At 59.2% G+C, this 24,938-nt stretch carries 20 protein-coding genes and 1 pseudogene; 10 read left to right on the plus strand and 11 right to left on the minus strand.

Features of this window, described 5'->3' with window-relative positions:
* A pseudogene (locus tag CKO42_RS28495) lies at positions 1-99 on the plus strand (IS1 family transposase); the annotation flags it as partial.
* A 38-nt stretch (positions 100-137) separates the two neighbouring features.
* The gene (locus CKO42_RS11465; RefSeq protein ID WP_274608907.1) at positions 138-857 is read left to right on the plus strand and encodes a dicarboxylate/amino acid:cation symporter; all 720 of its coding nucleotides are present in this window, start codon (positions 138-140) and stop codon (positions 855-857) included.
* A 97-nt stretch (positions 858-954) separates the two neighbouring features.
* On the opposite strand, the gene CKO42_RS11470 is transcribed toward CKO42_RS11465, so the two are convergent.
* Both CKO42_RS11470 and CKO42_RS11475 read right to left on the minus strand, forming a co-directional pair.
* On the minus strand, positions 955-1,584 hold the full coding sequence (locus CKO42_RS11470) for a cytochrome c3 family protein (protein WP_200243920.1): 630 nt from the start codon (positions 1,582-1,584) through the stop codon (positions 955-957).
* Positions 1,581-3,119 carry a multiheme c-type cytochrome gene (locus tag CKO42_RS11475; RefSeq protein WP_242479317.1) on the minus strand — a complete coding sequence of 513 codons (1,539 nt, stop codon included), beginning with the start codon at positions 3,117-3,119 and terminating at the stop codon, positions 1,581-1,583. The genes CKO42_RS11470 and CKO42_RS11475 overlap by 4 nt, the downstream gene beginning before the upstream one ends.
* A 320-nt stretch (positions 3,120-3,439) precedes the next feature.
* On the opposite strand from CKO42_RS11475, the gene CKO42_RS11480 reads away from it, so the two are divergent.
* Positions 3,440-4,744, plus strand: coding sequence for a cytochrome c family protein (locus CKO42_RS11480; protein ID WP_200243928.1), 1,305 nt, complete (start codon positions 3,440-3,442; stop codon positions 4,742-4,744).
* Between the two features lie 329 nt (positions 4,745-5,073).
* Here CKO42_RS11480 and CKO42_RS11485 read toward each other — a convergent pair whose 3' ends face one another.
* From CKO42_RS11485 to CKO42_RS11505, 5 genes are read right to left on the minus strand one after another with little or no spacing between them, the layout of a single operon-like run.
* On the minus strand, positions 5,074-5,811 hold the full coding sequence (locus CKO42_RS11485; RefSeq protein WP_200243932.1) for a type IV pilus modification PilV family protein: 738 nt from the start codon (positions 5,809-5,811) through the stop codon (positions 5,074-5,076).
* A 3-nt stretch (positions 5,812-5,814) separates the two neighbouring features.
* Positions 5,815-7,038 carry a PilX N-terminal domain-containing pilus assembly protein gene (locus tag CKO42_RS11490; RefSeq protein ID WP_200243935.1) on the minus strand — a complete coding sequence of 408 codons (1,224 nt, stop codon included), beginning with the start codon at positions 7,036-7,038 and terminating at the stop codon, positions 5,815-5,817.
* 25 nt (positions 7,039-7,063) lie between these two features.
* A complete protein-coding gene (locus tag CKO42_RS11495; RefSeq protein ID WP_200243937.1) occupies positions 7,064-7,897 on the minus strand; it encodes a PilW family protein in 834 nt (277 codons plus the stop codon).
* The gene (locus CKO42_RS28500; protein ID WP_420844290.1) at positions 7,888-8,406 is read right to left on the minus strand and encodes a GspH/FimT family pseudopilin; all 519 of its coding nucleotides are present in this window, start codon (positions 8,404-8,406) and stop codon (positions 7,888-7,890) included. Before CKO42_RS28500 ends, CKO42_RS11495 begins: the two co-directional genes overlap by 10 nt.
* Positions 8,403-8,858: a type IV pilin protein gene (locus tag CKO42_RS11505; protein WP_200243950.1), complete on the minus strand. Its 456-nt coding sequence runs from the start codon at positions 8,856-8,858 to the stop codon at positions 8,403-8,405. Before CKO42_RS11505 ends, CKO42_RS28500 begins: the two co-directional genes overlap by 4 nt.
* A gap of 319 nt (positions 8,859-9,177) precedes the next feature.
* On the opposite strand from CKO42_RS11505, the gene CKO42_RS11510 reads away from it, so the two are divergent.
* The 3 genes from CKO42_RS11510 (at position 9,178) to CKO42_RS11520 (ending at position 11,764) form a co-directional block, all read left to right on the plus strand.
* Complete coding sequence (locus CKO42_RS11510; RefSeq protein WP_207148717.1) at positions 9,178-10,065, plus strand: carbon-nitrogen hydrolase; 888 nt, start codon at positions 9,178-9,180, stop codon at positions 10,063-10,065.
* Positions 10,066-10,221: 156 nt separating this feature from the next.
* Entirely contained in the window at positions 10,222-11,322 is a 1,101-nt protein-coding gene (locus CKO42_RS11515; protein ID WP_200243953.1) for an anthranilate phosphoribosyltransferase, read from the plus strand.
* Positions 11,323-11,434: 112 nt separating this feature from the next.
* On the plus strand, positions 11,435-11,764 hold the full coding sequence (locus CKO42_RS11520; RefSeq protein ID WP_200243955.1) for a Rieske (2Fe-2S) protein: 330 nt from the start codon (positions 11,435-11,437) through the stop codon (positions 11,762-11,764).
* On the opposite strand, the gene CKO42_RS11525 is transcribed toward CKO42_RS11520, so the two are convergent.
* Positions 11,754-12,359: a DUF2726 domain-containing protein gene (locus CKO42_RS11525; RefSeq protein ID WP_200243957.1), complete on the minus strand. Its 606-nt coding sequence runs from the start codon at positions 12,357-12,359 to the stop codon at positions 11,754-11,756. The two genes, CKO42_RS11520 and CKO42_RS11525, sit on opposite strands and share 11 nt — an antisense overlap.
* A gap of 344 nt (positions 12,360-12,703) precedes the next feature.
* Here CKO42_RS11525 and CKO42_RS11530 point away from each other — a divergent pair, with 344 nt between their 5' ends.
* The 4 genes from CKO42_RS11530 to CKO42_RS11545 all read left to right on the plus strand — a co-directional run bounded on the left by CKO42_RS11530 (position 12,704) and on the right by CKO42_RS11545 (position 20,716).
* Positions 12,704-15,049: a methyl-accepting chemotaxis protein gene (locus CKO42_RS11530; RefSeq protein WP_200243959.1), complete on the plus strand. Its 2,346-nt coding sequence runs from the start codon at positions 12,704-12,706 to the stop codon at positions 15,047-15,049.
* A 409-nt stretch (positions 15,050-15,458) separates the two neighbouring features.
* Positions 15,459-16,244, plus strand: coding sequence for a hypothetical protein (locus CKO42_RS11535; protein WP_200243961.1), 786 nt, complete (start codon positions 15,459-15,461; stop codon positions 16,242-16,244).
* 132 nt (positions 16,245-16,376) lie between these two features.
* A complete protein-coding gene (locus tag CKO42_RS11540; protein ID WP_200243963.1) occupies positions 16,377-18,398 on the plus strand; it encodes a sodium-translocating pyrophosphatase in 2,022 nt (673 codons plus the stop codon).
* Positions 18,399-18,817: 419 nt separating this feature from the next.
* A complete protein-coding gene (locus CKO42_RS11545; RefSeq protein WP_200243964.1) occupies positions 18,818-20,716 on the plus strand; it encodes a mechanosensitive ion channel domain-containing protein in 1,899 nt (632 codons plus the stop codon).
* Positions 20,717-20,744: 28 nt separating this feature from the next.
* Here CKO42_RS11545 and CKO42_RS11550 read toward each other — a convergent pair whose 3' ends face one another.
* From CKO42_RS11550 to CKO42_RS11560, 3 genes are all read right to left on the minus strand, one after another.
* Positions 20,745-21,575: an endonuclease/exonuclease/phosphatase family protein gene (locus CKO42_RS11550; RefSeq protein ID WP_200243973.1), complete on the minus strand. Its 831-nt coding sequence runs from the start codon at positions 21,573-21,575 to the stop codon at positions 20,745-20,747.
* A 5-nt stretch (positions 21,576-21,580) separates the two neighbouring features.
* On the minus strand, positions 21,581-24,067 hold the full coding sequence (locus CKO42_RS11555) for a VTT domain-containing protein (RefSeq protein WP_200243979.1): 2,487 nt from the start codon (positions 24,065-24,067) through the stop codon (positions 21,581-21,583).
* A gap of 87 nt (positions 24,068-24,154) precedes the next feature.
* Positions 24,155-24,718, minus strand: coding sequence for a hypothetical protein (locus CKO42_RS11560; protein ID WP_200243980.1), 564 nt, complete (start codon positions 24,716-24,718; stop codon positions 24,155-24,157).
* Positions 24,719-24,938 lie beyond the last annotated feature (220 nt).

Below are 24,938 nucleotides of genomic sequence, written 5' to 3' on the forward strand. Positions count from 1 at the left end.
GCAAGAAAGACAATCTGTTTCTCTAAACTTGAAAAGATGCATGACATTGTCATCGGCCTATTCATCAATCGCTACGAGTTTGGGCTAATAATTCAGTAGGCAGCAGGTACATATCTATAACACTACCCTTCAACGGCATGTTTCAGATCATGATGCAGATCACCGATCTGGTCATGCGCTTCGCGCCGCTCGGCGTCTTTGCGCTGGTCGCCAAGACCGTCGCCAGCACCGGCCTCGAGGCCTTTGGACCGCTGGCATTATTCTTTTTCACCGTCGTCATCGCACTCGGCATCCATTTCGCCGTCACTCTGCCGCTGCTGCTGCGGTTCCTCGGTGGCGTCAGTCCCCTGCGACACTATCGAGCCGTCAGCCCGGCGCTGCTGACCGCGTTCTCGACCGCCTCCTCCTCGGCCACCCTGCCGCTGACCATGGAATGCGTCGAGAAGAATGCCGGCGTCTCGAACAAGACCAGCAGCTTTGTGCTGCCGCTCGGCGCCACGGTCAACATGGATGGCACTGCGCTCTATGAATGCGTCGCGGTCATGTTCATCGCCCAGGCCTATGGCATCGAGCTCGGCCTGGCGACGCAGTTTACCGTCGTGCTGCTGGCACTAATGACGTCGATTGGCGTTGCTGGCATCCCTGCCGCCAGCCTGGTCGCAATCGCCATCATCCTCTCCGCCGTCGGCCTGCCGCTCGAGGGTATCGGCCTGATCCTGGCCGTCGATCGTATCCTTGACATGATGCGTACTGCGGTCAACGTCGCCGGCGACTCAGCAGGCGCTGTGATCATCGCCAAATCAGAAGGCGAGGAAGGCATTCTCGAGGACGCCCTGCCGCAGCGCGTCTCGGGCTGAGCGCCGGACCCGATTGCCCGCTAAGCAGCTGTCCTGCCCGCTAAGCAGCTTTCCGCGTTCCCCCTTCCCGGTGATCGCACGACAGTGGTCCTCAAAGTTACTCGCTACTCAGCAGTTGAGCCGCAGTGCCCGGCTCAAGCCCAAACTCCTCTTCGACCATTGCATTCCAAGCCTCGCGCTTAAAGGTCTGCTCGCTCGGCACATGCCGATGCACCAGGTTGTAATGGCAGTCGACGCAGGTCTTGCCGCCCGTCTCTTCTTGGTGGATCGCCGCTGTATTGGCCCGAACGCCCTGAATCGCCTCTAGGGTGTGGCAGCGCATGCAGGTCGCCGAATCCCGCTTGCGAAACCAGTCTCGGGCCGCAAATGCGGCCTCTGGCAGATGCAGGAGGTTCACCACCGGGTCATCGTAATCGGGCCCGAACAGTTGCTTGATTAGGTCCTTGGTGCCGATCGCATGATCGTAGGTAGCCATGATGATGCCTTCCGAGACATGGCAGTCGCCACAGCTCGCACGCACCCCAGACGGCGAGTTGTAGTGCGGTGTCGACTGATAGCTGTCATCGGCATAAGTCATCGAGTGGCAGGTGGTGCAGAACTCATTCGAGCTCGTGTAGTGATCGAACTCGAGTAGAAAGAACATAAACACAACACCACCAATGCCGCCGGCCACCAGCGCGAAGAGCACATGCCGGGTGATGAAGTGAGGCGCCTGAAGCTTGATCATTGGGCCGCCTCCTCGTTCTCAGCGGCAGCGGCAGCCGCTGCCGGAGCCAGCTGCATGGCTGCTGCCGGGACTTCTGCCGGCTCGACTGGCGGCTCGACTGGCGGGGCTGCTGGCGCCGGAGGCGGCATCCAACCGAGGATCGGATTGGCCTGCTGCGGCTCCCCAAGCCACTCATGTTGACCCGTGCTAGCCAACACCGGATCGATCAGCTCTGCCGCCTGCTCACCAGCCACCGCTCGCGCTTGCGGAATGAAGCGGCTGTAGAAATTACGCCCGACCAGGTACATCCCCTCCCACCAGGCATGATTGGCGCTCATCATCGAGGCACCATGGCGGGCGCGCGCACCTTCGTCGTGCCAAAGCTCCCAATAGGTAAACTCGAGCGGCTCATCAAAGGGTAGCGGTGTCAGCAGACCACGCTCGTAAAGGCTCGCCATGATCGCCTCAGCCGGCTCGCCAAACTTGCTGTTGTACAGCTCGACCACGTTATCGAACTGGGTCATGAAGGCGTCGGTAAACCCCTTTCCATGGCACTCCAGGCAAACCAAGCTCATCACCTTGCGACGCCGATCTGGCGTGATCACGGCCTTGACCTTGGCCATGGTTCCGTCAGCCTTCTCAAGCTCAGTGCCGCGCTTCGGCGCCTTCTCAGTAGCCGGCAGCTCAAGCTTACTGCCGTCCTCAAACAGCACCAGATACTGTTGGTAAGACACCGGCTGATTCAGATTCCAGGCGTTCCTGAGTCCGACATCATGCGTGGTCGGGATCTTGCCCGCGGCACCCATGTGACAGGTGGTACACGTGGGTGCTGCGGTGTAGTCCTGACCGGCAACCCAAGTATCGGCGTGGAGATTCATCTGCTCGCGCTGCGCGGCATAGAGCATGCCGTGCTTTGACGCCTCAAAGACCTCTTTGTCGGGCGAATCCGGCCCTGAATGGCAGCGCACGCAGGCACTCGGCTCGCGCGCCTGGGCCTTCGAGAAGGCATGACGGCCATGACAAGAGGAGCAGGAGCCTTTCGAGCCATCAGGATTGATGCGACCGATGCCTGAATTCGGCCAGGTCGCCGGGTCCAGGGTACCGTCGCCGCGCACCTTGACCAGCGAGCCATGGCACTGATCACAGCCGGCAGCTTGCATCGCCGATCCAGTCATATTGTGGGCCAGCGCTGGAATCCGATCCTTGATGATCGCATAGGCCTCCGCATGCACTGATCCCGCCTGCTCCTTGAATTCCTGCTCGTGACAGCGCCCACAGTCCTTTGGCGAGACGATGGTCGCGATGATCTGCCCCTCGTGCTCGATCGCGTCCGCGTCTGATTGCTCGGCCTGGTGGCAGTCCATGCAATTCACGCCCGCCACCTTATGCGCACTGTCATGCCACTGCTGCGCCAACCCGGGTGAGGCCTTTTCATGGCAGCTCACACAATTCTCGCCCTCTGGATGTCCCCAGTTATCTGGGTCCAAGGCAACCTTGACGGCCACCACCTGCCCGAGACAGCCGAATAACAGGACAAATAAAAGGGTTTTGGCCAACAAGCCAGGCGAAGGGAGCGACAGCAATCTCATTTTGATCAGGCCTCGTGATCGCGATGCAACACGCGTCAAATAAAAAACGTCTCGCAGCAATAAGCATCATGGAATAAGCGGATACTTATTTGCTAATTAACTGATCAAGGTAGTTCAGTCACCATTGATCGCAGAGGATTACAGCAGCATCCCGAAAGAGCGGCAATGCAGAGTATTGATCCTAAGCATGTTCGCGAGCGGTCAGGCACGAAAGAATGTCCATGACTATTGCAGTCGTACCAGACATGAGAAAACCAAAGCCTGAGATCCAAAGGAGGATGCTGATGATGTCACGTCCCACGTGCATCCATTCCGTCGTCACGACCCTGCTCTTCGCCCTGCTGGCCCTTCCCAGCTTCGTCATCGCAGCCGAAGGCGAGTCGATCCATCACGTGTCAGCTGAGGTCTGCGCGAACTGCCACCAAGACATCTACAAGCAGTGGAAGGGTTCGATGCATGCCAATAGCACCGCGCTCAAAGACCCCATCCATGGCACCTTCTACCAAATGGTCGCCGGCTCGCCGACCGAAGAAGGCGTGCTGCACAAGGCCTCTGGCAAGTATCCGATCTGCCTCCAGTGCCATGCGCCCAACGCCGCGATCGACAAGACCACCAAGCTCGACGCAATGGCCGCGTACAGCGAGGGCGTCAACTGCGTTGCCTGTCACACGCTCAAGAGCTACAAGGGCATTCAGGGCAAAGACGGCAAGCTGCAGCTCGGGCTCAAAGCCTATGAGGTCTCCGATATCCTGCAAGCACCTGCAGGCATCAACGACGGCGTCAGCAAGCTCGCTTCAGCCGGTGACGACCTATTTGGCGGTGCAGGGCTGGCCGACAGCTCGCAAAAGCCGAATCCGCACCTCGGTGAGCCGGTTGAATACGAAGGGGAAGAGATCCCGGCACTCGCAATGGAAGCCAACCCACGGCTGATGAAGACCTCAGACGCCTGCATGGGCTGCCACGACCAACGCAACAACCCGCATGGCGTCCCGCTCTGTCAGACCGGCAACGAGTACATGGCCAGTGGCTCCCAAGTGAACTGTCTGTCCTGCCACATGCCCATCGCCAACGGCATGGCCGACCACAGCATGGGCGGTGGACATGACCCCGCCATGCTCAAGCGCGCCGTGGTGTTTGATGTCAACGCGGTTGAAGACGGCGACATCCTCAAGACCACCGTCTATCTCAAGAACCAACTGCCGCACGCGATGCCAACCGGCGCGCCGTTCCGCAACCTGTTCCTCAAGCTGACGGCTTATGACGATCAAGGCAATGTCGTCTGGCAGAACGCCGAAGGGCACCCATCCAAGTCCGATCCGCAGGCCTACTTCTCGTACTCCATCACCGACGATGAAGGGATGCCCGCCCCCCCGCCGACGGCCACCAAGCCCGGCGACGATACCCGCCTGAAGCCCCATGAAGAACGCGAACTGGTCTACGACATCCCGGCCGAGGGTGTTGTCTTAGTCCGCGGCGAGCTGTTCTACAACCTGCTCTGGCCAGGTCTCGTGAAGAAGTTCGACCATCTACCGACCGATCTCACCGACCCAGTGCTCATCGCCGACTACGAGCAAACGATCGCGGTCAACTAGAGGCCGGATGACACGGCGCTCCAAGCACCGTCATATCACGCTTATGGCCGCACCTTCGGGTGCGGCTTTTTTTGGCGCCGACCAGCAAGGCAATCCCTTCTTCAAGACTTACATACTTGAAGAGGTACCCATTCCTCTTGTCGTAAACACACATTAAGGATCCAGCTAATTTATAGAAGGCGCATCGCTCAAGTGCACAAAACACCAATTTTTCATAACGTCGGCGCATCTAAGCCGCTAAATATTCAAAAGAAGAAAATCGATTAACTTGCTAAAAGCCACTGCCCCACCCAAAGCTTTAAATGCTTTTCGAACACTTATTGTCGAAACTATAAACTCGGACAGCTAATCTGGAACCCAACATTATTCCTAACGTCCACATTACTCTCACAACATGACACAGAGCATCCAGCTGGATTATCGCCTATCAGCGAATAGCCATCCTGATTCTTAAAAAAGCAACTGCACAAAACCATAGCACCTGGGTCATCCGGGTTTGGGTCATCCGGGTTTGGATCATCCGGGTTTGGATCATCCGGGTTTGGGTCATCCGGGTTTGGGTCATCCGGGTTTGGATCATCCGGGTTTGGATCATCCGGGTTTGGATCATCCGGGTTTGGACCTGCACCATGAATCATCGCCAATGTCACGCCCGCCTTTACGGGATCTATACCGGCAATATAAGAAGTCAAAACTACTTCTTGCTGATCACCGTTGTGATCACTCCAAACAACTGAGACATTCACCTGCTTGCATTCAACCGAACCTGGACAATCACTTATCGTCCAGGCCCGGGTCAAAGACGCATTAACCCCAGAGAAATCATCACTAGCACTATCAGAATATACTTCGTAAACGCTGTAATTTACAAAGCCACGCAGTTCTTCGATCTTGTCCTGCGCCAAAGCTAGGGCTTGTGTCTTTGTCCTGCTATCTCCTAGCGCCATCATGCTCTGGCTTTGAAGCTTGACTAACCCGAGCATACCAACGCCAACAATGACGAGTGCAATCAACGCCTCAATGATTGTGATACCACTTACTCTTACCCACATCGGTTTCATCATCATTGTCTAGAAGTCTTTCCAGGTTCCAGGCACATAGGCCGCAGAGTCCAGGTGCATGTTGAAGACGTCGTTGAGATCGCCGAGTAACTGGTAGTCTACCTCAACAAATTCTGTATTTGCGTTAGGCTTATAGACATCGCCCTCCCAAATAACAGAGCCATATACTGTCATGCCGCCCCAACCATTCGTGTCACAACTGGTCGTCGTCTCGAAATAGATGATCCCGTAGACGGTCATACCCCCATTAAACTTAGGGCATCCGCTCGAACTCGGAAAGATCAGCAAGACAGGCTCTCCGGGTGCGCCAATCGTGTCGCTATCTACGCCCGCCCCAGAGCATGAGCCTGATATGTCCGCCGCATTAATCGGGCCATTGTTATTCACTACATAAATCGACGGTGGCGATACTGCCGCACCACAAGGAATACTGCTGAAGACATGCCCAGCATCTGTGGCTGCATCCTTGGCATCTTGCAGTGCCATCTTAAACATCGCGTTCCATGAGCAACTTGCTGAAGGACAACCCGAGAATGAACTGCGGTTAAAGGTAGTAGTCCCAATGGTATCGCTGCCATCTTTGTAGCCGCCACCATCGTTATCGATCCACGTCTTTGCGGTGAAATGCCCTTCCGGCAAGCACGAAGTGTCTGCTATTGAGCCAGTGGCAACCGCAATGTTGTTTTCATCCAAGATATAGACGTCAGGGTTACCAGTCGGATCCGTCATACAGCCAGCGAGTACCATAGGTGGCGGCATTTCTGCTTCGAAAGCGAAAAGCTCTTTCGGCAATTGCTTGATATGCCTCTCTACCGTCGCAGTCAGCGCACCATCGGCGTTGCCTGCCGAGGTTGCGGAAACTTTGACATATGCCGCGTCAGGATCAGTGCGCGAGTAAATTACAGATAGACTGTAAGTTTCACCCGAACTCGACCCAGAAACACTAGCAAACGTCGGACAACCGTCCTCCCCGGGGCAACTAATAGTGTTGCCACCGCTCGGCCAGGGAATTAGGTTTGCACCTGCCCAGGCCACAGCAAATTCAAGTCCCGCTTCAGCGGCCTCTTGAGCTTCCCGAGCCCTCAACTCGTTACCGACAGTTCGCTGTTCCATGATGCCGACTGACGTCGTGGCCAAGGTCGCAATAGCGACGACCGTAGTAAGCATTAGCACCAAAAGCAACGTCGCCGCTCCTCGTTGACTTTCTTTTACACCTGCGACAAGAGGCAACATAATCACAACTCCTGAGTCATACCGGTTAGGGCACCGCTGGAATGAACCGATCGTTGCGAATACGTACTTGTTCGCTCAACGTTTGCGTCACACTTTCATCACCCCTAAGTCGACCGTTTATTACGATATTGACTGAGCGTACAGAAAGACATGCAGGATCGGGACTGCCATCGCGAGTACAGGTATTGCAAGCCTCACCCGAGTTGCACACACCGTTACCATAGTTTCCAGTATCGCATGGATTGGAAGCCACATTAGGATTTTGGTCATCACCATCCAAACAGCCATCGCCATCGGTATCCGTCATCATGCTAGTTACGTTCAGGCTGTTTGATGAAAGCACGAAAGATAGACCCGTAATCTCAACTTCTGGCTCAGTCAATGTCTCCCATGACCCATTGGAACAGTTTTCGTTGGTATCGCCGCTACGGCGCATTTCTAACTCTCCATTGTTCGCAAGTCGGAAGCCATAACGTTCGTTTGAATCAACGGTATCATTCAGATTGCGATTGTAAGCATAAACGAAACAGTTCGCATTACCAGCGCCATAACTATAGATAGCGATTTCAGTCGTAGCCCCTCCCGGCATCGTACTGAAAAATGAATTGGGATCAATTAGATCGTGATTATTTTCTGGATCATTGGTTACAAAACCAGCACGTCGGATATCCCGAACCATTATATCCAGCATGGCACGCAAGTCCTGATTCAGTCGGGCCAGCTTTATGTTATCGTTCTGCGCCTGGAGCGATAGGATAAGTATTCCAAGCGCACCTGTTGTAACTAGTAGTCCGACAGTCATTCCTATCAGTAGCTCAATCAGTGTGGCACCATTTTCGACTCGCGGACTTATGGACACGGCTCATACCCTCCAGGTGCATCACAAATGCGAGCGCGTCCAAGGGTGCTGACGGTTACGGTTGCGCTAAAATCATCCATGTCAAGTACAACTCTACCATTGTTGGGATTGATACCCCGTATCGGATCAAAAGTAGTGTATGAGCCACTTCCGAAACTCGCCGATGTCAGCGTTGAGCCAGGAAAAGTTGTCCCATTGAAGGTCTTAATCAGAGTATTGGCAGACCCAGGATCAGCGTACACTCTGTATGACCAAGGATTACCTGGGTCAAACACAACGCGCACTTTCACATTTCGCTTAATCGCTTCAGAGCGAGCCCAACGTAGGTCTGAAAGTATTGTTTCCGCAGCAGCAAGCACGCGATTTTTAGCAATTAATGCGGTGAACGTTGGCGCAGCAAGAGTCACTAATACTCCAAGGACTGCAATCGTAACTATTGTTTCAAGCAAGCTATAGCCACGAACAGGTATAGAGTACGGGGGCACGGAGATTCTGCCAACACTATTCATTTCTTCCAGCAACCATTCACATCGGTGGTGGTCGAACCACCACTAGCGTAAGTCACCGCTCCACCACTTGCCAAAACCAGGGTTAAAGTATTGCAGTCGCTGTCATCAGCCTGTTGGCCTCTCGGCGTAGCGTTGACAGTGAAACCGGTTGCCGTCACATCAGAGAGTGATAAACTGTAGTGACCATCTGAAGAAAGGTAGCTTCCACCAACTCCTGCCGAAAATCCGACCTGACTCAGGTTAGAGCTGTAAATTGTGTGGCCAGTGCGGTACTTTTCCTGCTCAATCAGAACGCGTCCAATCGCTGCCTGCCCATCTGCGCGACGCGCCTTTAATATATATGACTGATAAGAGGGAATCGCTATGGCCGTCAGTATACCAATCAATGCAACGACAATCATTGTTTCAATTAGCGTAAACCCCTGATCACGAACTGCAAATTTTTTAGCCATTGCCATTAATATCTATATGATTAGTACAACTAGCCACATCAAGCGGGACAGGCCCCAGTAAATTTACTAATCCCACTTGTCCCACTTGCTAGCACCTCAGTTATTATTTTACCTCCTCACAAGTATAGTTTAGACGGATTCTAGCCGATGTCGAAAATGCGCTCTGGCTTCAGAAAATGAGAACAGAGTGCCATTTTCAACATTTTGTTGTGCTCGGCGATCTAGAGCGACTCGCAGCAAGCGTTTGTAGTAATGCAGGTACTTAGTGGAAGCTAGAGTACGCTTGAGTTACTGCGTCGCTGCCCAACCATATTTACCCATGATTAAAACAGCACTGATACAGATTCGCAATCAACAGGATTCCAGTCGTCAAACTGATAGTATCGAGCGTCAAGCCAAGCGCGCCGCCCTTGCGACTGGCTGCAGCCTGCTCGTAATGCCTGAACTCCACAACGGCGACTATTTTTGTCAAACCGAGGACACGAACCGATTCAATTCAGCAGAGCCGATTCCTGGCCCCACCACCGACTGGCTAGGTAGCATTGCCGCGAAGTATCGCCTAGTCATCGTCGGCTCGGTGTTTGAGCGCAGAGGGCCGGGTGTCTATCACAACACGGCGGTCGTCCTAGACGCGGATGGCAGCCTAGCGGGCGTGTATCGAAAAATGCATATCCCGGATGATCCCGGCTTCTACGAGAAGTTTTACTTTACACCTGGCGATCTGGGCTTTGAGCCCGTCGACACGGCTGTGGGCCGGCTTGGAGTGCTGGTCTGCTGGGATCAGTGGTTTCCGGAGGCGGCGCGTTTGATGGCGCTAGCCGGGGCGGAGCTGCTGCTGTATCCGACTGCCATCGGCTGGGATCTGAATGATGATGCTGCCGAGCAGGCGCGCCAGTTGGATGCCTGGATGACAGTGCAGCGCGGTCACGCGATCGCAAACGGATTACCGCTACTGGCTTGCAATCGGGTTGGGTTTGAGTCGGCTCCGGGCGCGACTGATCCCAAAGATGGCATCCAGTTCTGGGGCAACTCCTTCATCTGCGGCCCGCAGGGCGAGATCCTGGCGCGCGCTCCGTCCGACCAGGAGAGCCTGCTCGTTGCTGAGATCGACCTAACCCGCAACGAGCAAGTGCGCCGCATCTGGCCGTTCCTGCGCGACCGACGCATCGATGCCTATGCTGATCTCCTGAAGCGTTGGCGCGATTGATGCCGGCGCTCAACGCAACCTCTCAGGTCCACGGACCTCGCACGACGCCTTGAACACAGCCCTACAAACCCCGAGCTTTGCGCTTCAGCGCGGCGCGCCAGTCATCACCCATCTTTCCAGATACCACTTTTCAGCCTGAACGAGATGTCCCCACTCATGAACGAAACCCAACGCTCGATGCGCTCGATCCTGCAACGCATTGCCACTGGCCCGGAGTTGTCGAAGGACATCTCGCTCGATGAGGCGCGCCTCGGTATGAATGCCATCCTGGACAGCGCTGTCGATCCCGTCCAGGCCGGTATCTTCCTGATCGCGCTGCGCATGAAGCGCGAGACCGATGATGAGCAGCGCGGCATCCTCGATGCCGTGCGCGATGCGACTGATCATGTGGTGGCCGAGGTCGACGAGGTGGTTGACCTCGCTGATCCCTATGACGGCTACAACCGCTGTCTACCGTCTTCCCCCTTCCTCGCGCCACTCTTGGCCGAGTGCGGCGTGGCGGCGGTGTCGCACGGCGTTGATGCGGTCGGCCCTAAGTTCGGGGTCACGCATCGCCACGTACTGGAAGCGGCCGGCCTGCCCGTCGATCTCAGCCCAGCCGAGGCGGCTGCACGCGTCTCGGACCCGGCGATCGGCTGGACCTATATCGACCAACGCGCCTTTGCGCCGAAGCTGCATGACCTGGTGCCGCTGCGCAGCACCATCGTCAAGCGCCAGGCCATTACCACGGTCGAGGTGCTGGCGCGGCCGATCCACGGGCGCAACAAGACCCACCTAGTCACCGGTTATGTACACAAGCCCTATCCGCGCATCTATGCCCTGCTCGCCCGCCACGCCGGGTTCGACTCCGCGTTACTGGTGCGCGGCGTCGAGGGCGGCATCGTGCCCTCGCTGCGGCAGAACGGCGTCTGCTTCAACTATCAGCAATTCGGCGAGGAGCAATCGTTCGATATCAATCCAGCCGAGATCGGTATCGAGCAAAATGTGCGCGCGGTGCCACTGCCCGACGATCTGCCCACCGCCAGCCGTCCGAATGACGATATCGCCGTCGCTGTTGATGTTCCCGCCACTGCGAAGGCAGCCGCACAAGCCGGCATGGCGGCGCTAGAAGGCCAACGCGGCCCGACCTACGACAGCCTGGTGTTCTCCGGCGCACTGGTGCTCTGGCACCTGGGACGCGAGCAGACCATCGCCGCCGGCGCCGATCGCATCCGCGCCGCGCTCGACTCAGGCGCAGCCGCTCGGCGCTTGCGCTAAGCAAGCCTGCGCCAAGACACTGTCCATCAACTTCTTCCTGATTTGAGGTCACTGCAGTGCGCTCATCGGGAAGTAAACAATAGACAGCTACTCACTCAGGAGACTGACACTGATGGAATCACCTTTCGTCGAGGTCGCCAAGGCCGACGAGATCTCGCCCGGCAAGTTCATCCGCGTCGAGGTGGCACGTAAGCCATACATCATCGCCCGGGTCGATGACCGCTTCTATGCCGTCGAAGACAACTGCAGCCACGAGGACTATCCGCTCTCCTATGGCTGCCTGGATGGCAACCGGATCAAATGCTCACTGCACGGCAGCCGCTTCAGCCTCGAGACCGGCGCACCCGAGGATGAGCCGGCCGATGAGCCCATCCGCACCTACCGGCTCGAGCTGTGCGAAGGTCGCCTCTGGCTCGACCCCAGCCCGGACATCAGCGGCTAACGCGTCCATCCGGGTCGCGCATGGCCGCGGCGAGATCGGATAGGAGCGCATCCTCATCCTCGCCACTCGCCGGCTCGGCAAGAGCGACCAGGCGCACATCGGCCATCGCGATCGCCTCCGCAACCAGCCCACGCAAGCGCTCCGCAGACGGCAGATCGCCCACCGTGAGTTCGATGACGGGCATGCCAGCGGCCGCGAAGGCCGCTCGCAAGCGCACTGCCATCCGGCGTTGCGCCCGACCTGACTTGGCAGGCAGCAACCGCACCACGGCCAACGGGTGGAGGTCAGAGGCCGCGCAGATCAGCAGATCCGCCCAGCCCTCAGCCAAGAGCCCCTGCGCCAACCGCCGCTGGTCCCGACCCATACGCGGCAGAGGCCGCAACAGCGATAACGCCGCGACCTTGGGGCAAACGCGATAGGCATCCCCAGCCGCTTCCGAGATCATCTGGTAACAGCGCAGCTCATCCGCCGACAACAGCGGCCGTCGCTCGAACGGCTCCCCGCGCAGGCGCGTGCCGCGTCCACGCAATACGGAGACCAACATCGCGACAATGATCAGGGTCGCGACGGCCAGCAGTAGATAGAAGGGAGTCAAGCCAGTCTCCTCAGACGTTAAAGATCCAAACCTGGGAACGCCCAAGCGCCCCCAATCGCGTCGAACGCGACAAAATAATCGCCCAAATTGCGACAGACCGCACAGTAATGACCGATTGAGGGGAAAACCCTAGGCGAACTCCAGCAACACCCTTATGGTCGCGCGCGTTGTAGGCTATAGTTGTGGGCGGACAAGCGTAAATAGACAAAGACCTGGCCAACGGATTCCAGAAATTGGCTGAGGTGCCCCTCGCCCACCGCAGAATCGCTCTCAAATAAACAAGTTGTCGTTGCTCTGCCTGGAACAGATCAGACTTCCATCGACTTAAAGACGCCAGAACGAACATGTTTCAAAACCTAAAGCTTAGCAGCAAGATCATCTTGGGATTCGCGGCACTGATCGCGATTACCGCGGTGCTCGGCGGCATCGCGACCGTCAACATGCTGACCGTCAAGAACCAGTCGGCCATGTTGGCCGAGGAGTATGTACCTGAAGTCGACGTCGCCACTCGGCTGCGCGGCGCCGCAAATCGGCTCATGTACGCGATGCGCGGATACAGTTTTACCAACGGTAACGAGACCTTCTGGCGCGAAGCTCAGACCGAGGCCGGGCTCCTTGACGATGCGCTCAAGGATGCGCGCAAACTCAACCAGAACGCGAAGCATCTAACCGCACTCGGCGGCCAGCTCGACACCGCCCAGCAGGCGCGCGACAGCTACTTCGAGCTGAGGGAGCAGACACAAGAGCTGCAGGTGGCCTTGGCCAGCAACCGGCAACAGCTCGACACCAACGCAGCGGCCTTCATGCAAGCCGCAACCAATTTCCTCGACGCACAAAATCAGCAGTTCGACCAAGCACTCGAAGAACGCACAACCAAGGTCGAGGCGATCACACGTGTAGTCGAGCTAGGTTCCAGCGCCCGTATTGCAAACTTTAGGGCACAGGCCACCGGAGAAACGGCATCAAGGCAGGATGCAATCGAGAGTCTGCAGCAGATCCCAGCAATCATCGACGCGCTCAGACCGATCACACGTGCACAAGTGAATATCGAACAACTCGATACGATCGCCGAGAGTGCGGCCAACTACCAGGAAGGCATCGAGGCGTTCGGCCGCGAATCAGACAAAGGCTTCTCAGCAAGCGAGCAACTGCTGGCGAGACTGCGCAACGACATGGACCGAGCAGCCGATGCCTTCGTCTCAACCTCGACGGCCTTTCTCGATAGCCAGATCGAGACCTTGAAGGCGGATATGAACAGTCGCCATCACGCGATCTCCACCACCACTGACATCATCAATCAGGGCAATGAGACCCGGGTTAGCGCATTCAAGGGCCAGGCGCTCAACGACCTGAGCTTTATCGAACAAGCACTGACCAACAATCTGCCGAAGATCCAAGAGCTGCTGGACCAACTGAAGGCGACGACCACTGACAGCGCACTCCTCGCCGAGATCGAGAATACCCGGGCTGCGGCAACAGGCTATGGCAAGACCTTAGAGCTCCTTGTCAACAACACCCAGGCCAACGACCAGTTAGCGACTCAGCGCACGGTCGCAGGCAACGAATTGATCGCTGCGACCATCGCTACCGCCGATGCCGGGCTTGCCGGGACCCAGCGGATTGCCGATGAGACCATGCAGAGCCTGACCCTCAGCAGCCTGGTGGTGATGATCGGTCTGATCATTGCCCTGATCGTCGGCATCGTGCTCGCCTGGCTGATCACCCGCTCGATCGTCGGCCCGATTAACCGCGTGGTGAAGGGCCTGCAAGAGGGCAGCGATCAAGTCGCCACCGTCAGCGGCCACGTCAACATCAGCAGCCAGCAGATGGCTGAGGGTGCAGGCGAGCAGGCCAGCAGCCTCGAGGAGACCAGCTCCAGCGTTGAAGAGATGGCGGCAGGCACGCGCCAGAATGCTGAGCATGCACGCGAGGCGGATGCCCTCAGCCGCACGGCGAACGATAAGGCCGATCAAGGCGTCAAGGCGGCTCGAGCCACGGCCGACGAGGTCAGGACCCGACTGCAGAAGCTTGACACGGCGATCAAGGCGATCGAGGAAAGCACCAACAGCACCGCCAAGGTGGTTGGCACCATCGACGGCATCGCCTTCCAGACCAACCTGTTGGCGCTCAACGCGGCGGTCGAAGCCGCGCGCGCTGGTGAGCAAGGCAAAGGCTTCGCCGTCGTCGCCGATGAGGTCCGCAAGCTGGCTCAGCGCAGTGCCGATGAGGTCAAGAACACCAATGAGCTGATGAAATCGGCGCAAGAGAACACCGTCCGCATCAAAGAGGTGTCCGCCGAGCTAGAGAAGTACTTGGGTAAGGCCGTGGCCGAGGATATGGTTTCGCTGTTCGAGGAGACCGTGACCGCAAGCACCCAGGTGACGAAGTTGATGAGTGAGGTGGCAACGGCCAGTGATGAGCAAGCTCGCGGTGTTGAGCAGATCAACCTCGCCGTCTCGCAGATGGACAAGGTCACCCAGATCAGCGCGTCGAATGCCGAAGAGTCCGCGGCCGCCAGTGAGGAATTGGCCAACCAGGCCTCGCAGCTCAAGCGGATCGTCGACGACCTGCGCTTCCTAGTCGATGGCGTACGCTCTACCAATACAACGGTTGCCTCGAGCAATGAGGGTCAGTCGTTGACCAGCCATCCACCCTTATTGCAATCGCACCACAAGGACGATGATTTCTAGGCCCGTCTTCGCCTAATAAGGCTCGGCCAGCCGCCACTTCGCGGCTGACCGGTTATTTAAAGGTCGACAGCGCGCAGGTGCTGCCGGCCTTTTTCGTGTCTGGGGCTCTTTACCTCCAAGCAGCGCTGGCGGAAGCTCAACGGTAAAGAAGCGTCGGCGCCATGACGCGGATCAAGTGGCGCAGGAACACTGGGCGGGAAAATACTGCATAATCCGGCGCTTTCCCGCAGCGACCCAGGGGAAACCGAGTCAGTGCACGGCCTCGCCACAACGCGATGCCGCGGCAAAGGCCCCATCCAGAAGCGCATTCCTGATCGCGCTGGTGGCCCAATCGAACAGGTCTCATCGGCGCCGACCACAGGGCTTTCAGCTCGCAGTGGATCGCGTCGCCCAACCAGGGGAATCGAGCATGCAATACGACAGTCACCTCTATCAGATCTTGGCCCCAAACCCGGCTTTGGTTGCCTCCCAACTCGACCCAGAAGCCTTCGCCAAGCATTACACCGCCGGCTCGGTGCGCTACTACGCGGGCAAGATCGTCTTCGCCGAGATCGACATCAACTACCGCCATCCGTATTTCAAGATCGACGACGCACTCGCGGCACTCAAACCGCATCCCGATGGCCGGCCCAAAGCGACCATCTTCCTCTCGACTTACCGCGTCCTCGAGCATATTGAGCTTGACGCCATCAAACGCGTGTTCCTCAGCACACCGGAGGGCTACACCTTAGCCCTCGACGCCGCGCCTTATGACAAGACGCACGAAGAAGGCTTCCTGCGCATCTACGCCGAGATCGCACCACTGCGCATGCTGGTGATGTCGCGCATGGACTTTCCCGCATTCGGCAAGTACATCACCGATCCCACCTTCCCCAAGGGCGCGCCGAAACAGTTCTATACGCAAATCGAGCTGGACATCGAGCACTTCCTCGAAGAGTTTGAGGATCGCCCGACCATGCATGCACCCATCCCCGGTCTGCATCCATCGAACCTGCGGGCGGCGATCATGGAGCTTCGCGCTGATCCGGGTAAGCAGAGCAAAGGCCTCCGGCTCGACAGCGCCTTCGAGACCATTCCTTACAAGCTCATTCGCCACGGTTTCATGTTCGCTTCTCAAGACTCGACGCGCTTCTTTCCAATGCCCGCTCGGGCTGAGATCGAGGCGACAAACTATCGATTCTGGCGCGCCATGTAACAGCATTGCTCTCGGCGTGGTTGCGCGCGCAGCGCGACCCGCCCCATCGGCTGCTCGGCGCAATAGACTGAGCAAGCCCACCTTTCCCTAGAAAAAACAATCACTTCGAGCGAGAGGGAGAACCATCAAGCCATGAGCCTGAATGCTCTTATACCCATCTTTTTCGGCATCGTCGGACTCTGGACGGCGCATCTGATCTTTCGAACCGTGATGGCCTATCCGAAGGGCGAAGCAAAAGTCGCCGCCATCGGCGATGCTATTCACCTCGGCGCCATGGTCTTCATGCGACGGGAATATACCGTGCTCGGCGTCTTCGCCGCCGTGCTCCTCGTGGTGCTGTATGTCTTTCTCGGTTGGAAGACTGCATTAGCCTTCTTGGTTGGCGCCCTGACCTCGGCGCTCGCCGGCTACATCGGCATGAACACCGCGACCAAGGCCAATGTACGCACCACCGTCGCCGCACACACCAAGGGCGCCGCCGAGGCGCTCACGGTGGCGTTCTTTGGCGGATCGATCATGGGCCTTGCAGTGGCCTCGCTGGGGCTACTCGGTCTCGGTACGCTGTACCTGCTCTTCGGCGGTGACCCTGAGACCGCCCACGCCATCCATGGCTTCGGCATGGGTGCGTCGAGCGTGGCACTGTTCTCGCGCGTCGGCGGCGGGATCTTCACCAAGAGCGCTGATGTCGGCGCTGACCTGGTTGGCAAAATCGAGGCGGGGATTCCAGAAGACGACCCGCGCAATCCTGGCGTGATTGCTGACAATGTCGGCGACAACGTCGGCGACGTCGCCGGCATGGGCTCAGACATCTTCGAGTCCTATTGCGGCGCCATGATCGCCACCATCGCCATTGCCTCAACCCTGGCGGCCGATATCATCGATCCCATTGGGGAACGCGAGGCCTTGATGTTCCTGCCGCTGGCGCTGTCGTCGGTCGGCTTGCTCTGCTCCATCGCTGGCATCTGGCTGGTGAAGCGCTTTTCTAGCCAGTCGCCCGAGCGCGCTCTGCGCATCGGCACCATCGGCGCGAGCCTGCTGTTCATGCTGGTCGCCTATCTCGTCATCATCGGTACCGGCATCAATGGTGCGGTCTGGGGTGCCGTGCTCATCGGCGCGCTCGGCGGCATCGTGATTGGCTTGGTCACCGAGTACTACACCTCGTCGAAGCCCGTCGCCAGCATCGCGCTAGCCGGTGAGACGGGTGCCGCAACCGTCATCATTACTGGCTTCGCCGTCGGCATGCGCTCGGTCATCGTGCCGATGCTCACCATCAGCGTCATCATCTTCGTCTCGAACCAATTGGCCGGGCTCTACGGCGTTGGCATCGCCGCGGTTGGCATGCTCGCCACCGTCGGCATCACCATGGCCATCGATGCCTATGGCCCGGTCGCCGACAACGCCGGCGGCATCGCTGAGATGGCCGGCCTCGGCGTCGAGACCCGACGCATCACCGATTCCCTCGATGAGCTCGGCAACACCACCGCCGCGATCGGCAAAGGCTTCGCCATCGGCGCAGCAGCGCTAGCGGCACTGGCCATCATCACCGCCTATATCGAAAGCGTGTCGCTGCATGTGCCAGACTTTGAGCTCCTGCTGAGCGACCCGATGGTGATCATCGGCCTATTTGTCGGCGGCATCCTGCCCTTCGCCATCGCCGCTATGACCATGACCGCGGTCGGCGAGGCCGCCTTTGCCATGATCAACGAGATCCGCCGCCAGTTCCGCGAGATCGCCGGCCTGCTGGAAGGCACCGCGGAGCCAGACACCGCCCGCTGCGTCGACATCGCCACCACCGCGGCGCTGAAGAAGATGGTCATGCCCGGCGTGGTCGCCATCGCCGCGCCCTGGGTGGTGGGCTTCATCCTCGGGCCAGCCGCACTCGGCGGCATGCTCGGCGGCGCCCTGCTCGGCTGCGTGCTCCTAGCGCTGACAATGGCCAACGCCGGCGGCGCTTGGGACAACGCCAAGAAGTTCGTCGAGAAAGGCAATCACGGCGGCAAGGGCTCGGATACCCACAAGGCCACGGTGGTCGGCGATACCGTCGGCGACCCCTTCAAGGACACCTCTGGCCCATCGATGAACATCCTCATCAACGTGATGGCCATCGTCAGCCTGGTGATCGCACCGCTGCTTGGCAATAGCCTGCTGGGCTGAGGCGTTCGCCGGACACTTTGGTGCCGAATGGCGCCGAATTGTCGTTTCTCTTGAAAGGAGCGTTGCCGGGAGCATAGTCCCGGGCTATGTGACCGGCGACGCAAAAAGCAGAGGCAACGACCTGTTCACGCTGTCTTGAACCGTTCCTAAGTCGCGTACAACCGAGCCAGCTGTTCTCGAAGATCGTTGTCGATCATTTGCAGCTGCCCCATATTTGCCGAAATGCTGTTCGACTCCGATCGCAGCGCCCCCTCCAACAGCGCGGCGGCTTCTTGAAGAGATTTTAGTCCGCTCCGCGAGTGGCAGCCGACTCAAGGCCAAGCTTAGTCTGCGACCCCACTCTCGGGCTCGCTCTAAGGACGTTGAGCACGCATGCAGACCGCACTGCGCATCAGCGCTTACAACCGATGAGAGTCGCCGTGCCGTTGATCAATCTGCGTAACAACCACAGCCCTTCGTCGAACAGGGTCCGCGTCCAGAGAGGCGAGAAGGTGCCGATTCGCCGCATGCGAGCCGCTGCCTGGCTGCTCCTGATCACGTCACTACTCACCCTGCTGATCATGCTGCAGTCAACGGCGACCGCAGGCGCCGAAGACGGCCTCAAACGGAAGCTCGGTGACGCCTTATCGACCGGCAATCACGCGCCTAGTCCGCTATTTGTCAAAGACAGCCGCAGCCCAAGACAACTGCTCCAAACATTTGATGAGCTGGCCACTGAGATCCGAGACGTCTTTAACCATGGTAGCCGACAAGGAGACATCGACGGCGCACAGGAGCAGCAACTCATCGAGCTGTACACGCAGATGGGGCAGCTCATCAGCGCCTCGATCCTCCCCGAGAGCGAGCGCTTCGCCCGAGCCAACGCTGCCCTGTCGCAGCTCGCGGAGGTCATCGCCCGAGTTCCGTTACCACCGACGCAAGCGATCCCGGACCAGGCTGAGGTCGCGAAGCAGGGGCTCGACTATTGGCGTCTTCCGGGAACCACGATCGCTTTCCAGCGGATACAAGAAGGACCGCGGACTGGCGACTGGACCTTCTTTGACGGCACCGTTAAAGACGCCGAGATCCTCTATCAAGCCGCGCTCGCAAAGTCTCCGCCCGATAACAACGAGACCACGCTGATCGAGCACTATCTGGCCTATTCTGGCCCCCTGATCTCAACCCAGATCACCGATGCCATGCCGGCGATCTTGCGCCAGCCACTGTTTGGTCAGCCGTTGTGGAAATACCTAACCACCACGGTGATCCTACTGATCAGCTTGATCTCCGCACTGGTGGTCTATCGCATCAGCCGGCTCCTCACCAACCGCTGGAACGACCCCAGCGAGATCCGCTTTAGTCTGGCGCGACTCGTCCTGCCGCTGCTGCTGCTCGCCTTTATCCCGATCTGGATCCAAATCATTGCCCTCGATGTGCGGCTACGTTTGCTTCCGCTGGAGGTGATCGACGATGTGCTCTGGGTCTGGTTCTATGCCGCAGTCACCTGGGCGCTATTGGTCGGTGCCAATCTGGTGGCCGCGATCATCATTCGCTCGCCCTCGATCAGCCCGGCAGGACTGGACGCCAGTATGGTGCGCCTCGCCTGCCGCCTGGTGGCCTATGCGCTCGCCATCTGGGTCTGGGTGGAGGGTCTGCAGGCCCTGGGCGTCTCGCTCATTCCGCTGCTGGCTGGCGTGGGTGTTAGCGGACTCGCGTTTGCACTCGCTGCAAAGCCAACGCTCGGGAACTTGCTCGGCGGCGTGATTCTCTTCGCGGACAAGCCGTTTCGGGTTGGCGACCGGGTCGTCATTGGCCAGCACCAAGGCATCATCGAAGAGATCGGCTTACGCTCCACGCGGCTGCGGACCCTCGACGGTCATTTGGTCAGTCTGCCAAACGATGAGGTCTGTACCTCGAGTATCGAGAACGTCGCAGCGCGCCCGAACATCAAACGCCTGCTGAACATCACCCTGACCTACGACACTCCACCGGAGAAGATCCAACGCGCGATCGAGATCACGCGGCAACTGCTGTCGCTAGAGGAAGACGGCGATCGCAGCGAGGAAGAGCTGGGGCGGCCGACCAACCAGCGCATCCACGTGGATGACGAAAATCTACCGCCACGGGTCTACTTCAGCGACCTCAACGCAGACTCCCTGAACGTCCTGGTCATCTACTGGTTCTCGCCGCCTGACTACTGGGCCTACCTCGAGCATGCCACCTGGGTGAACCTGCAGCTTATCGAACGCTTCAATGCAGAAGGCATCGAATTCGCGTTCCCTACTCAGACCATAGACTTCAAGCCGCGCGGGCCCGCAGCGCTGGAGGTGGCGACCTAGAGCGGCTGGGTCTGTAACCTCGATCCGGTCAGTTGGGTTTGCACAAACGCAGTCTAGCCAGAAGCGGCAGATGGTCCGAGGCGGCGCGGGTCGCGGCGGTGCTCACCACCAAGCCATCGACCAGCTCGAGCCCAGGCCCGTGCCAAAGCCGGTCCAGCGCCAACAACGGCCACCGCGACGGAAAGCTCGCCGGCATCGCTGCCGGTCGCAGCAGCCGATCGATCGGCGCAAGCCGGGGGCTGTTGCGACGCCACTCGTTGAAATCCCCCATCAGCACCGTTAGATCACAATCTGCGGGGACCGTATCGCAGAGATGCGAGCAGATCGCTGCGATCTGATGCCGACGCTCGGCGGCGCTCAGGCCAAGATGGGTCGCAAGACAGCGCAGCACCAATGGAACGGCATCTCCCTGCGCTCTGGCGTCTGCCGACGAGCCCGCGTCTAACGGCGAGCCCGCCTCTGCCGACGCGCCCACGCCTACCGGTGAGCCCGCATCCGCCTGCTCACTCAGTGGCGCCAAGGTGATGCTGATATCGATGAGCCCGCGCGGCTCGCGCCCTGGCTGGCTGATGTCCAGCAGACGGTGGCTGAGCACCGGTAAGCGGCTCAGCAGGAGATTGCCGTAGTGATGCGCCCCGCGCTGCAGGGTGTGGCCGAGCCGCGCCTCATAGCCGAGCGCCTCCAAGCGCTGCAAAAAGATCAGCGGCGCATCGGCAACGGGCGTCTCGACCTCCTGCAGCGCGATCAGATCCGCATCGAGTTCGGCGATGGTCTCGGCGATGCGCACTGGGTCCTTGCGGCGATCCGCTCCGACCGCACGATGAATATTATAGGTAGCAACCGTCAGGGCCTCGCGCACGCCAGCTAGTCCAACCTGCGTAACAGATGCCGCCCGAGCCAGAACAGCGCAACGCCAATGAGGATGCCGCCAAGCAAGAACGCCAGCGAGCGCATATCGGCACGCCCCAAGAGCTGGAGCAGGCCCTGAGAGAACAGCGCCATCGCAATCACCGCTGGCGCCATGCCGACTAGGGTGCCGATCAGATAATCGCGGAACCGAACCTGAATCGCCCCAGCGATCAGATTGAGGATGGCGAAGGGCGCCACCGGCACGATACGCAGCACCACGACCGTAAAGATGCCGCGCTTCGCCAAACGCTGGCGCAGGTCGCTAAGCCGTCCGCCGAGACGCTTCTCAGCCGTGCCAGCGCCGGTGAAATGGCCGATCTGATAGCCGGCAGCAGCCGCTAGCACCGAGCCTCCAAGCGCAATTAAGGCGCCAGACAGCGGATCGAACACCAAGGTGGTGACCAAGATCACCAGTGTCACCGGAACCGCCGCCACGCTCGCGACCACAAAGACGCCAAGCGCGACCGGCACACCCCACAGCGAGTGGGTCAGCGCCCGAGCCGCCTCGGCCAGCTGCTGCGGCTCTAGCCAGTCGCCCACCGGCGTCCAGCGCCACAGCGCCGCAAGCACCAGAAATGCGAGCAGCAGGCCAACGCCGAGCAGCGCGCGCCAGCGTGCGTGCGGCTGGTGCTCCTCACCGACGACGACATCGCCAACCCAGTCTGGAGCCAGCGGGCGATCCGGATCGATCAGTCGTTCGTCAGGGACTTGGCGATCCCATTCGGGGTCGATGCTAGGTTCGAGGCGACGCAATCGCAAACCTGGGCGGGTCTGGTTTCGAGGCGAGCTATCAGCCTCTCTATCAGCCTCTCTATCAGCCTCTCTATCAGCCTCTCTATCAGCCTCTCTATCAGCGCGATCAGGCCGGGGATCGGCGCCAAGAGCGCGATCGCAGTTGACGAGGGCATCGCGCTGCGACCCATCGGCTTCCGCTTGCTCTTCCGCTGCCGCTTTGGCGCCAGCCCCACCGCCGTCGACCAACTGAGCAAGCGCTCCAGCCAGACCTATCGCCGCCGAACCCTTGCCGTTGGCGAACGAGCGCCGGCATTCGGCCTCCAGATCCGCAAGCGTCTCAGGGTCAATCGATAGGAACATCGCGAGCAGGCGCCGACGCAGACGCTGGATCTCGGTGCGCGCGACCTCGGTGTCGCCGACCAGGCAGAGATCGCACTCGCTATCGAGCCCCATCGAGCGGTTGCTGAGATTCGACGAACCGATCCGCAGCACGCGGTCGTCGATGATCATCAGCTTCGCGTGCACCATGAGGCACTTGTCACCAAGCGCAGGCAGGTCCGGATAGTAACAATGCAACCGGCCATGCCGATCTGCGTCGCGCAGTCTCTCGAGGATTCGGGCGCGAATCAGGTCCATCGTATGCTGCTCGAGCCAATGTCCGGTCTCGCGCGGCAGAATGATCAAGATCAGCGGACCTTCCGGCTGCGCCAAGCGGCGCTCCAGTGCCTCGGCGACCGATCGCGAGGTGAGGTACTGATTCTCGATATAGATCAGCTCTCGGGCCGCCGCGATCATGTCCAAGTAGAGCTGCTCGGACTCCCGAACCTCGGCGCGCCCGTTAAACAGCGGCAGGGTGCGTGCAATGCCGATTGCCTGCTCATGCAAGAACGGCTCGAGCTGCGCCGGCCAGGCGTCATCGGCACCGCCATCATCATCCGTGCCGCCATCACCCGCGCCGCCATCATCACCCGTACCGCCATTGGCAGCATCGACATCAGCCGCCCTAACATTGGCTGTTGCCGCCTCTGAGCCCGAATGCAGCACCTGCGGAACCCCACCCCCCGCCCGCTCCCAACGCACGGCAAAGAGCTCACAGAGCGCGCTTGCCGCATCGCCGTCGACCAGCAGCTGTAGATCATGGAACGGCGGATAAGGATCACCGCTGGGATCTCGCCGGCGCGGCTCATCGGCACGATGCGCCTCGGTATCCCAACGCCATTTGCTGATATCGAAGCCACCACACCAGGCCAAGGCGCCATCGATCAGCACCAGCTTTTGATGTTGGCTAGCCATCAGCGGATGCACGTCGTCGAGGATAAAGTGCAGGCGCGGATGGCGCTTGTCCGCATCCTTGTGCCAGGGCACCTCGCCAAAGAACAACGGCTCACGCTCGAGGGCGTAGATCGGCGCGTAGTCCCAGAGCAGGATGAAGATCTCCAGCTCGGGGCGCAGCTCGAGCAGGCGCAGCAGCAGATCCCCAAACGCGGTTGGCCAACCGTCTTGCGGGTCTGGACGGGCCAGCTCGAGCTGACTGTGGATGTCCCAAGCCGTGATGGCGATGAACCGACGCGCTGCGATCAGGCTCTGGCGCAGCATGCCGAAATAGCACTCGCCATCGACACAGAGACCGACCCGCCGCGCAGTCTCTACCCGCCAGCAATTGCGCCCAGCAACCAGCCGCAGATCAGTCGTTATTGATGCTTTCACTGCTCGACGCACCCCGACCCTCAGCAGCCAGGCTACCTTGGACCGGAGACGCTGCCTCCTAGACTCTTTTGCCCTGTGATCCGGCTGCTACTTGACCTCGCCGATGATCACGTTCTGGAAACGCGCAATCACACCATCGCCAACCGAGATGCTGCCGAGCAGGCTTGGATCATCGACATCGAGCGTGCGGGTCTGGTTGGGCCCTTCAATCGTAACGGTCCCCTTCGCGCTATCCATCCCGACCACTTTGCCGTAAACGGTGAGCGTGTCCGTAATGCTACCCGCGGGCTTCTTGCCGGGCTGACGATCGACGTCCGTGCTCCGCTCGCTGGCGACCGGTCCGGCCTCGTCGGCTGGAACGATCTCGATCAAGGCGGATGAGATCTCCGCGATCGTCACCTCATCGCCGATCTTGATCTGATCGATGCGCGTCACCTCCGGCGGCACATGCAACACGTGATAGGCCCCATCAGCGTCCTTCAATGTCATCAGCCGCGTCTCGGGATTGACCACCATGACCTTCCCGGTCAGCTGCGCCCCCATCATCCCCGCCACTGCTGGCTCAGCGGCCTGCGCCAGCAGCGTGCCAGGTAACACGGTGCCTAGGATCAACGCGGCGCCGAGCAACATCTCGATCGGTTTCTTCTGCATGGTCGATATCCTCTGGTGTCTTCTGGTGTCTTCGATTGATCGCGTGCCAGCCACAAACTAACGAGGTCCGCCCACCGGCGCAACCGATGAGGTGAAAGCAGCAACTGAAGACCGCTGGTAACGACCGCGCAGGGCAACACCGCTCGTCAACACAAAAAATGCGTGTAATGACCGTTCTATATCCAGGAGATCTGCTAGGCTTTGGTTAGATGGCGGATCG

This window comes from Lamprobacter modestohalophilus, from assembly GCF_016583905.1.
Classification (GTDB): domain Bacteria; phylum Pseudomonadota; class Gammaproteobacteria; order Chromatiales; family Chromatiaceae; genus Lamprobacter; species Lamprobacter modestohalophilus.

Coding starts and splice junctions, on each gene's coding strand:
- CKO42_RS11505 (WP_200243950.1), bottom strand. CDS start 8,858: ATGGCTAAAAAATTTGCAGTTCGTGATCAGGGGTTTACGCTAATTGAA.
- CKO42_RS11480 (WP_200243928.1), top strand. CDS start 3,440: ATGTCACGTCCCACGTGCATCCATTCCGTCGTCACGACCCTGCTCTTC.
- CKO42_RS28500 (WP_420844290.1), bottom strand. CDS start 8,406: ATGAATAGTGTTGGCAGAATCTCCGTGCCCCCGTACTCTATACCTGTT.
- CKO42_RS11560 (WP_200243980.1), bottom strand. CDS start 24,718: ATGCAGAAGAAACCGATCGAGATGTTGCTCGGCGCCGCGTTGATCCTA.
- CKO42_RS11540 (WP_200243963.1), top strand. CDS start 16,377: ATGAGCCTGAATGCTCTTATACCCATCTTTTTCGGCATCGTCGGACTC.
- CKO42_RS11535 (WP_200243961.1), top strand. CDS start 15,459: ATGCAATACGACAGTCACCTCTATCAGATCTTGGCCCCAAACCCGGCT.
- CKO42_RS11490 (WP_200243935.1), bottom strand. CDS start 7,038: ATGTTGCCTCTTGTCGCAGGTGTAAAAGAAAGTCAACGAGGAGCGGCG.
- CKO42_RS11470 (WP_200243920.1), bottom strand. CDS start 1,584: ATGATCAAGCTTCAGGCGCCTCACTTCATCACCCGGCATGTGCTCTTC.
- CKO42_RS11520 (WP_200243955.1), top strand. CDS start 11,435: ATGGAATCACCTTTCGTCGAGGTCGCCAAGGCCGACGAGATCTCGCCC.
- CKO42_RS11510 (WP_207148717.1), top strand. CDS start 9,178: ATGATTAAAACAGCACTGATACAGATTCGCAATCAACAGGATTCCAGT.
- CKO42_RS11485 (WP_200243932.1), bottom strand. CDS start 5,811: ATGATGATGAAACCGATGTGGGTAAGAGTAAGTGGTATCACAATCATT.
- CKO42_RS11515 (WP_200243953.1), top strand. CDS start 10,222: ATGAACGAAACCCAACGCTCGATGCGCTCGATCCTGCAACGCATTGCC.
- CKO42_RS11465 (WP_274608907.1), top strand. CDS start 138: ATGTTTCAGATCATGATGCAGATCACCGATCTGGTCATGCGCTTCGCG.
- CKO42_RS11530 (WP_200243959.1), top strand. CDS start 12,704: ATGTTTCAAAACCTAAAGCTTAGCAGCAAGATCATCTTGGGATTCGCG.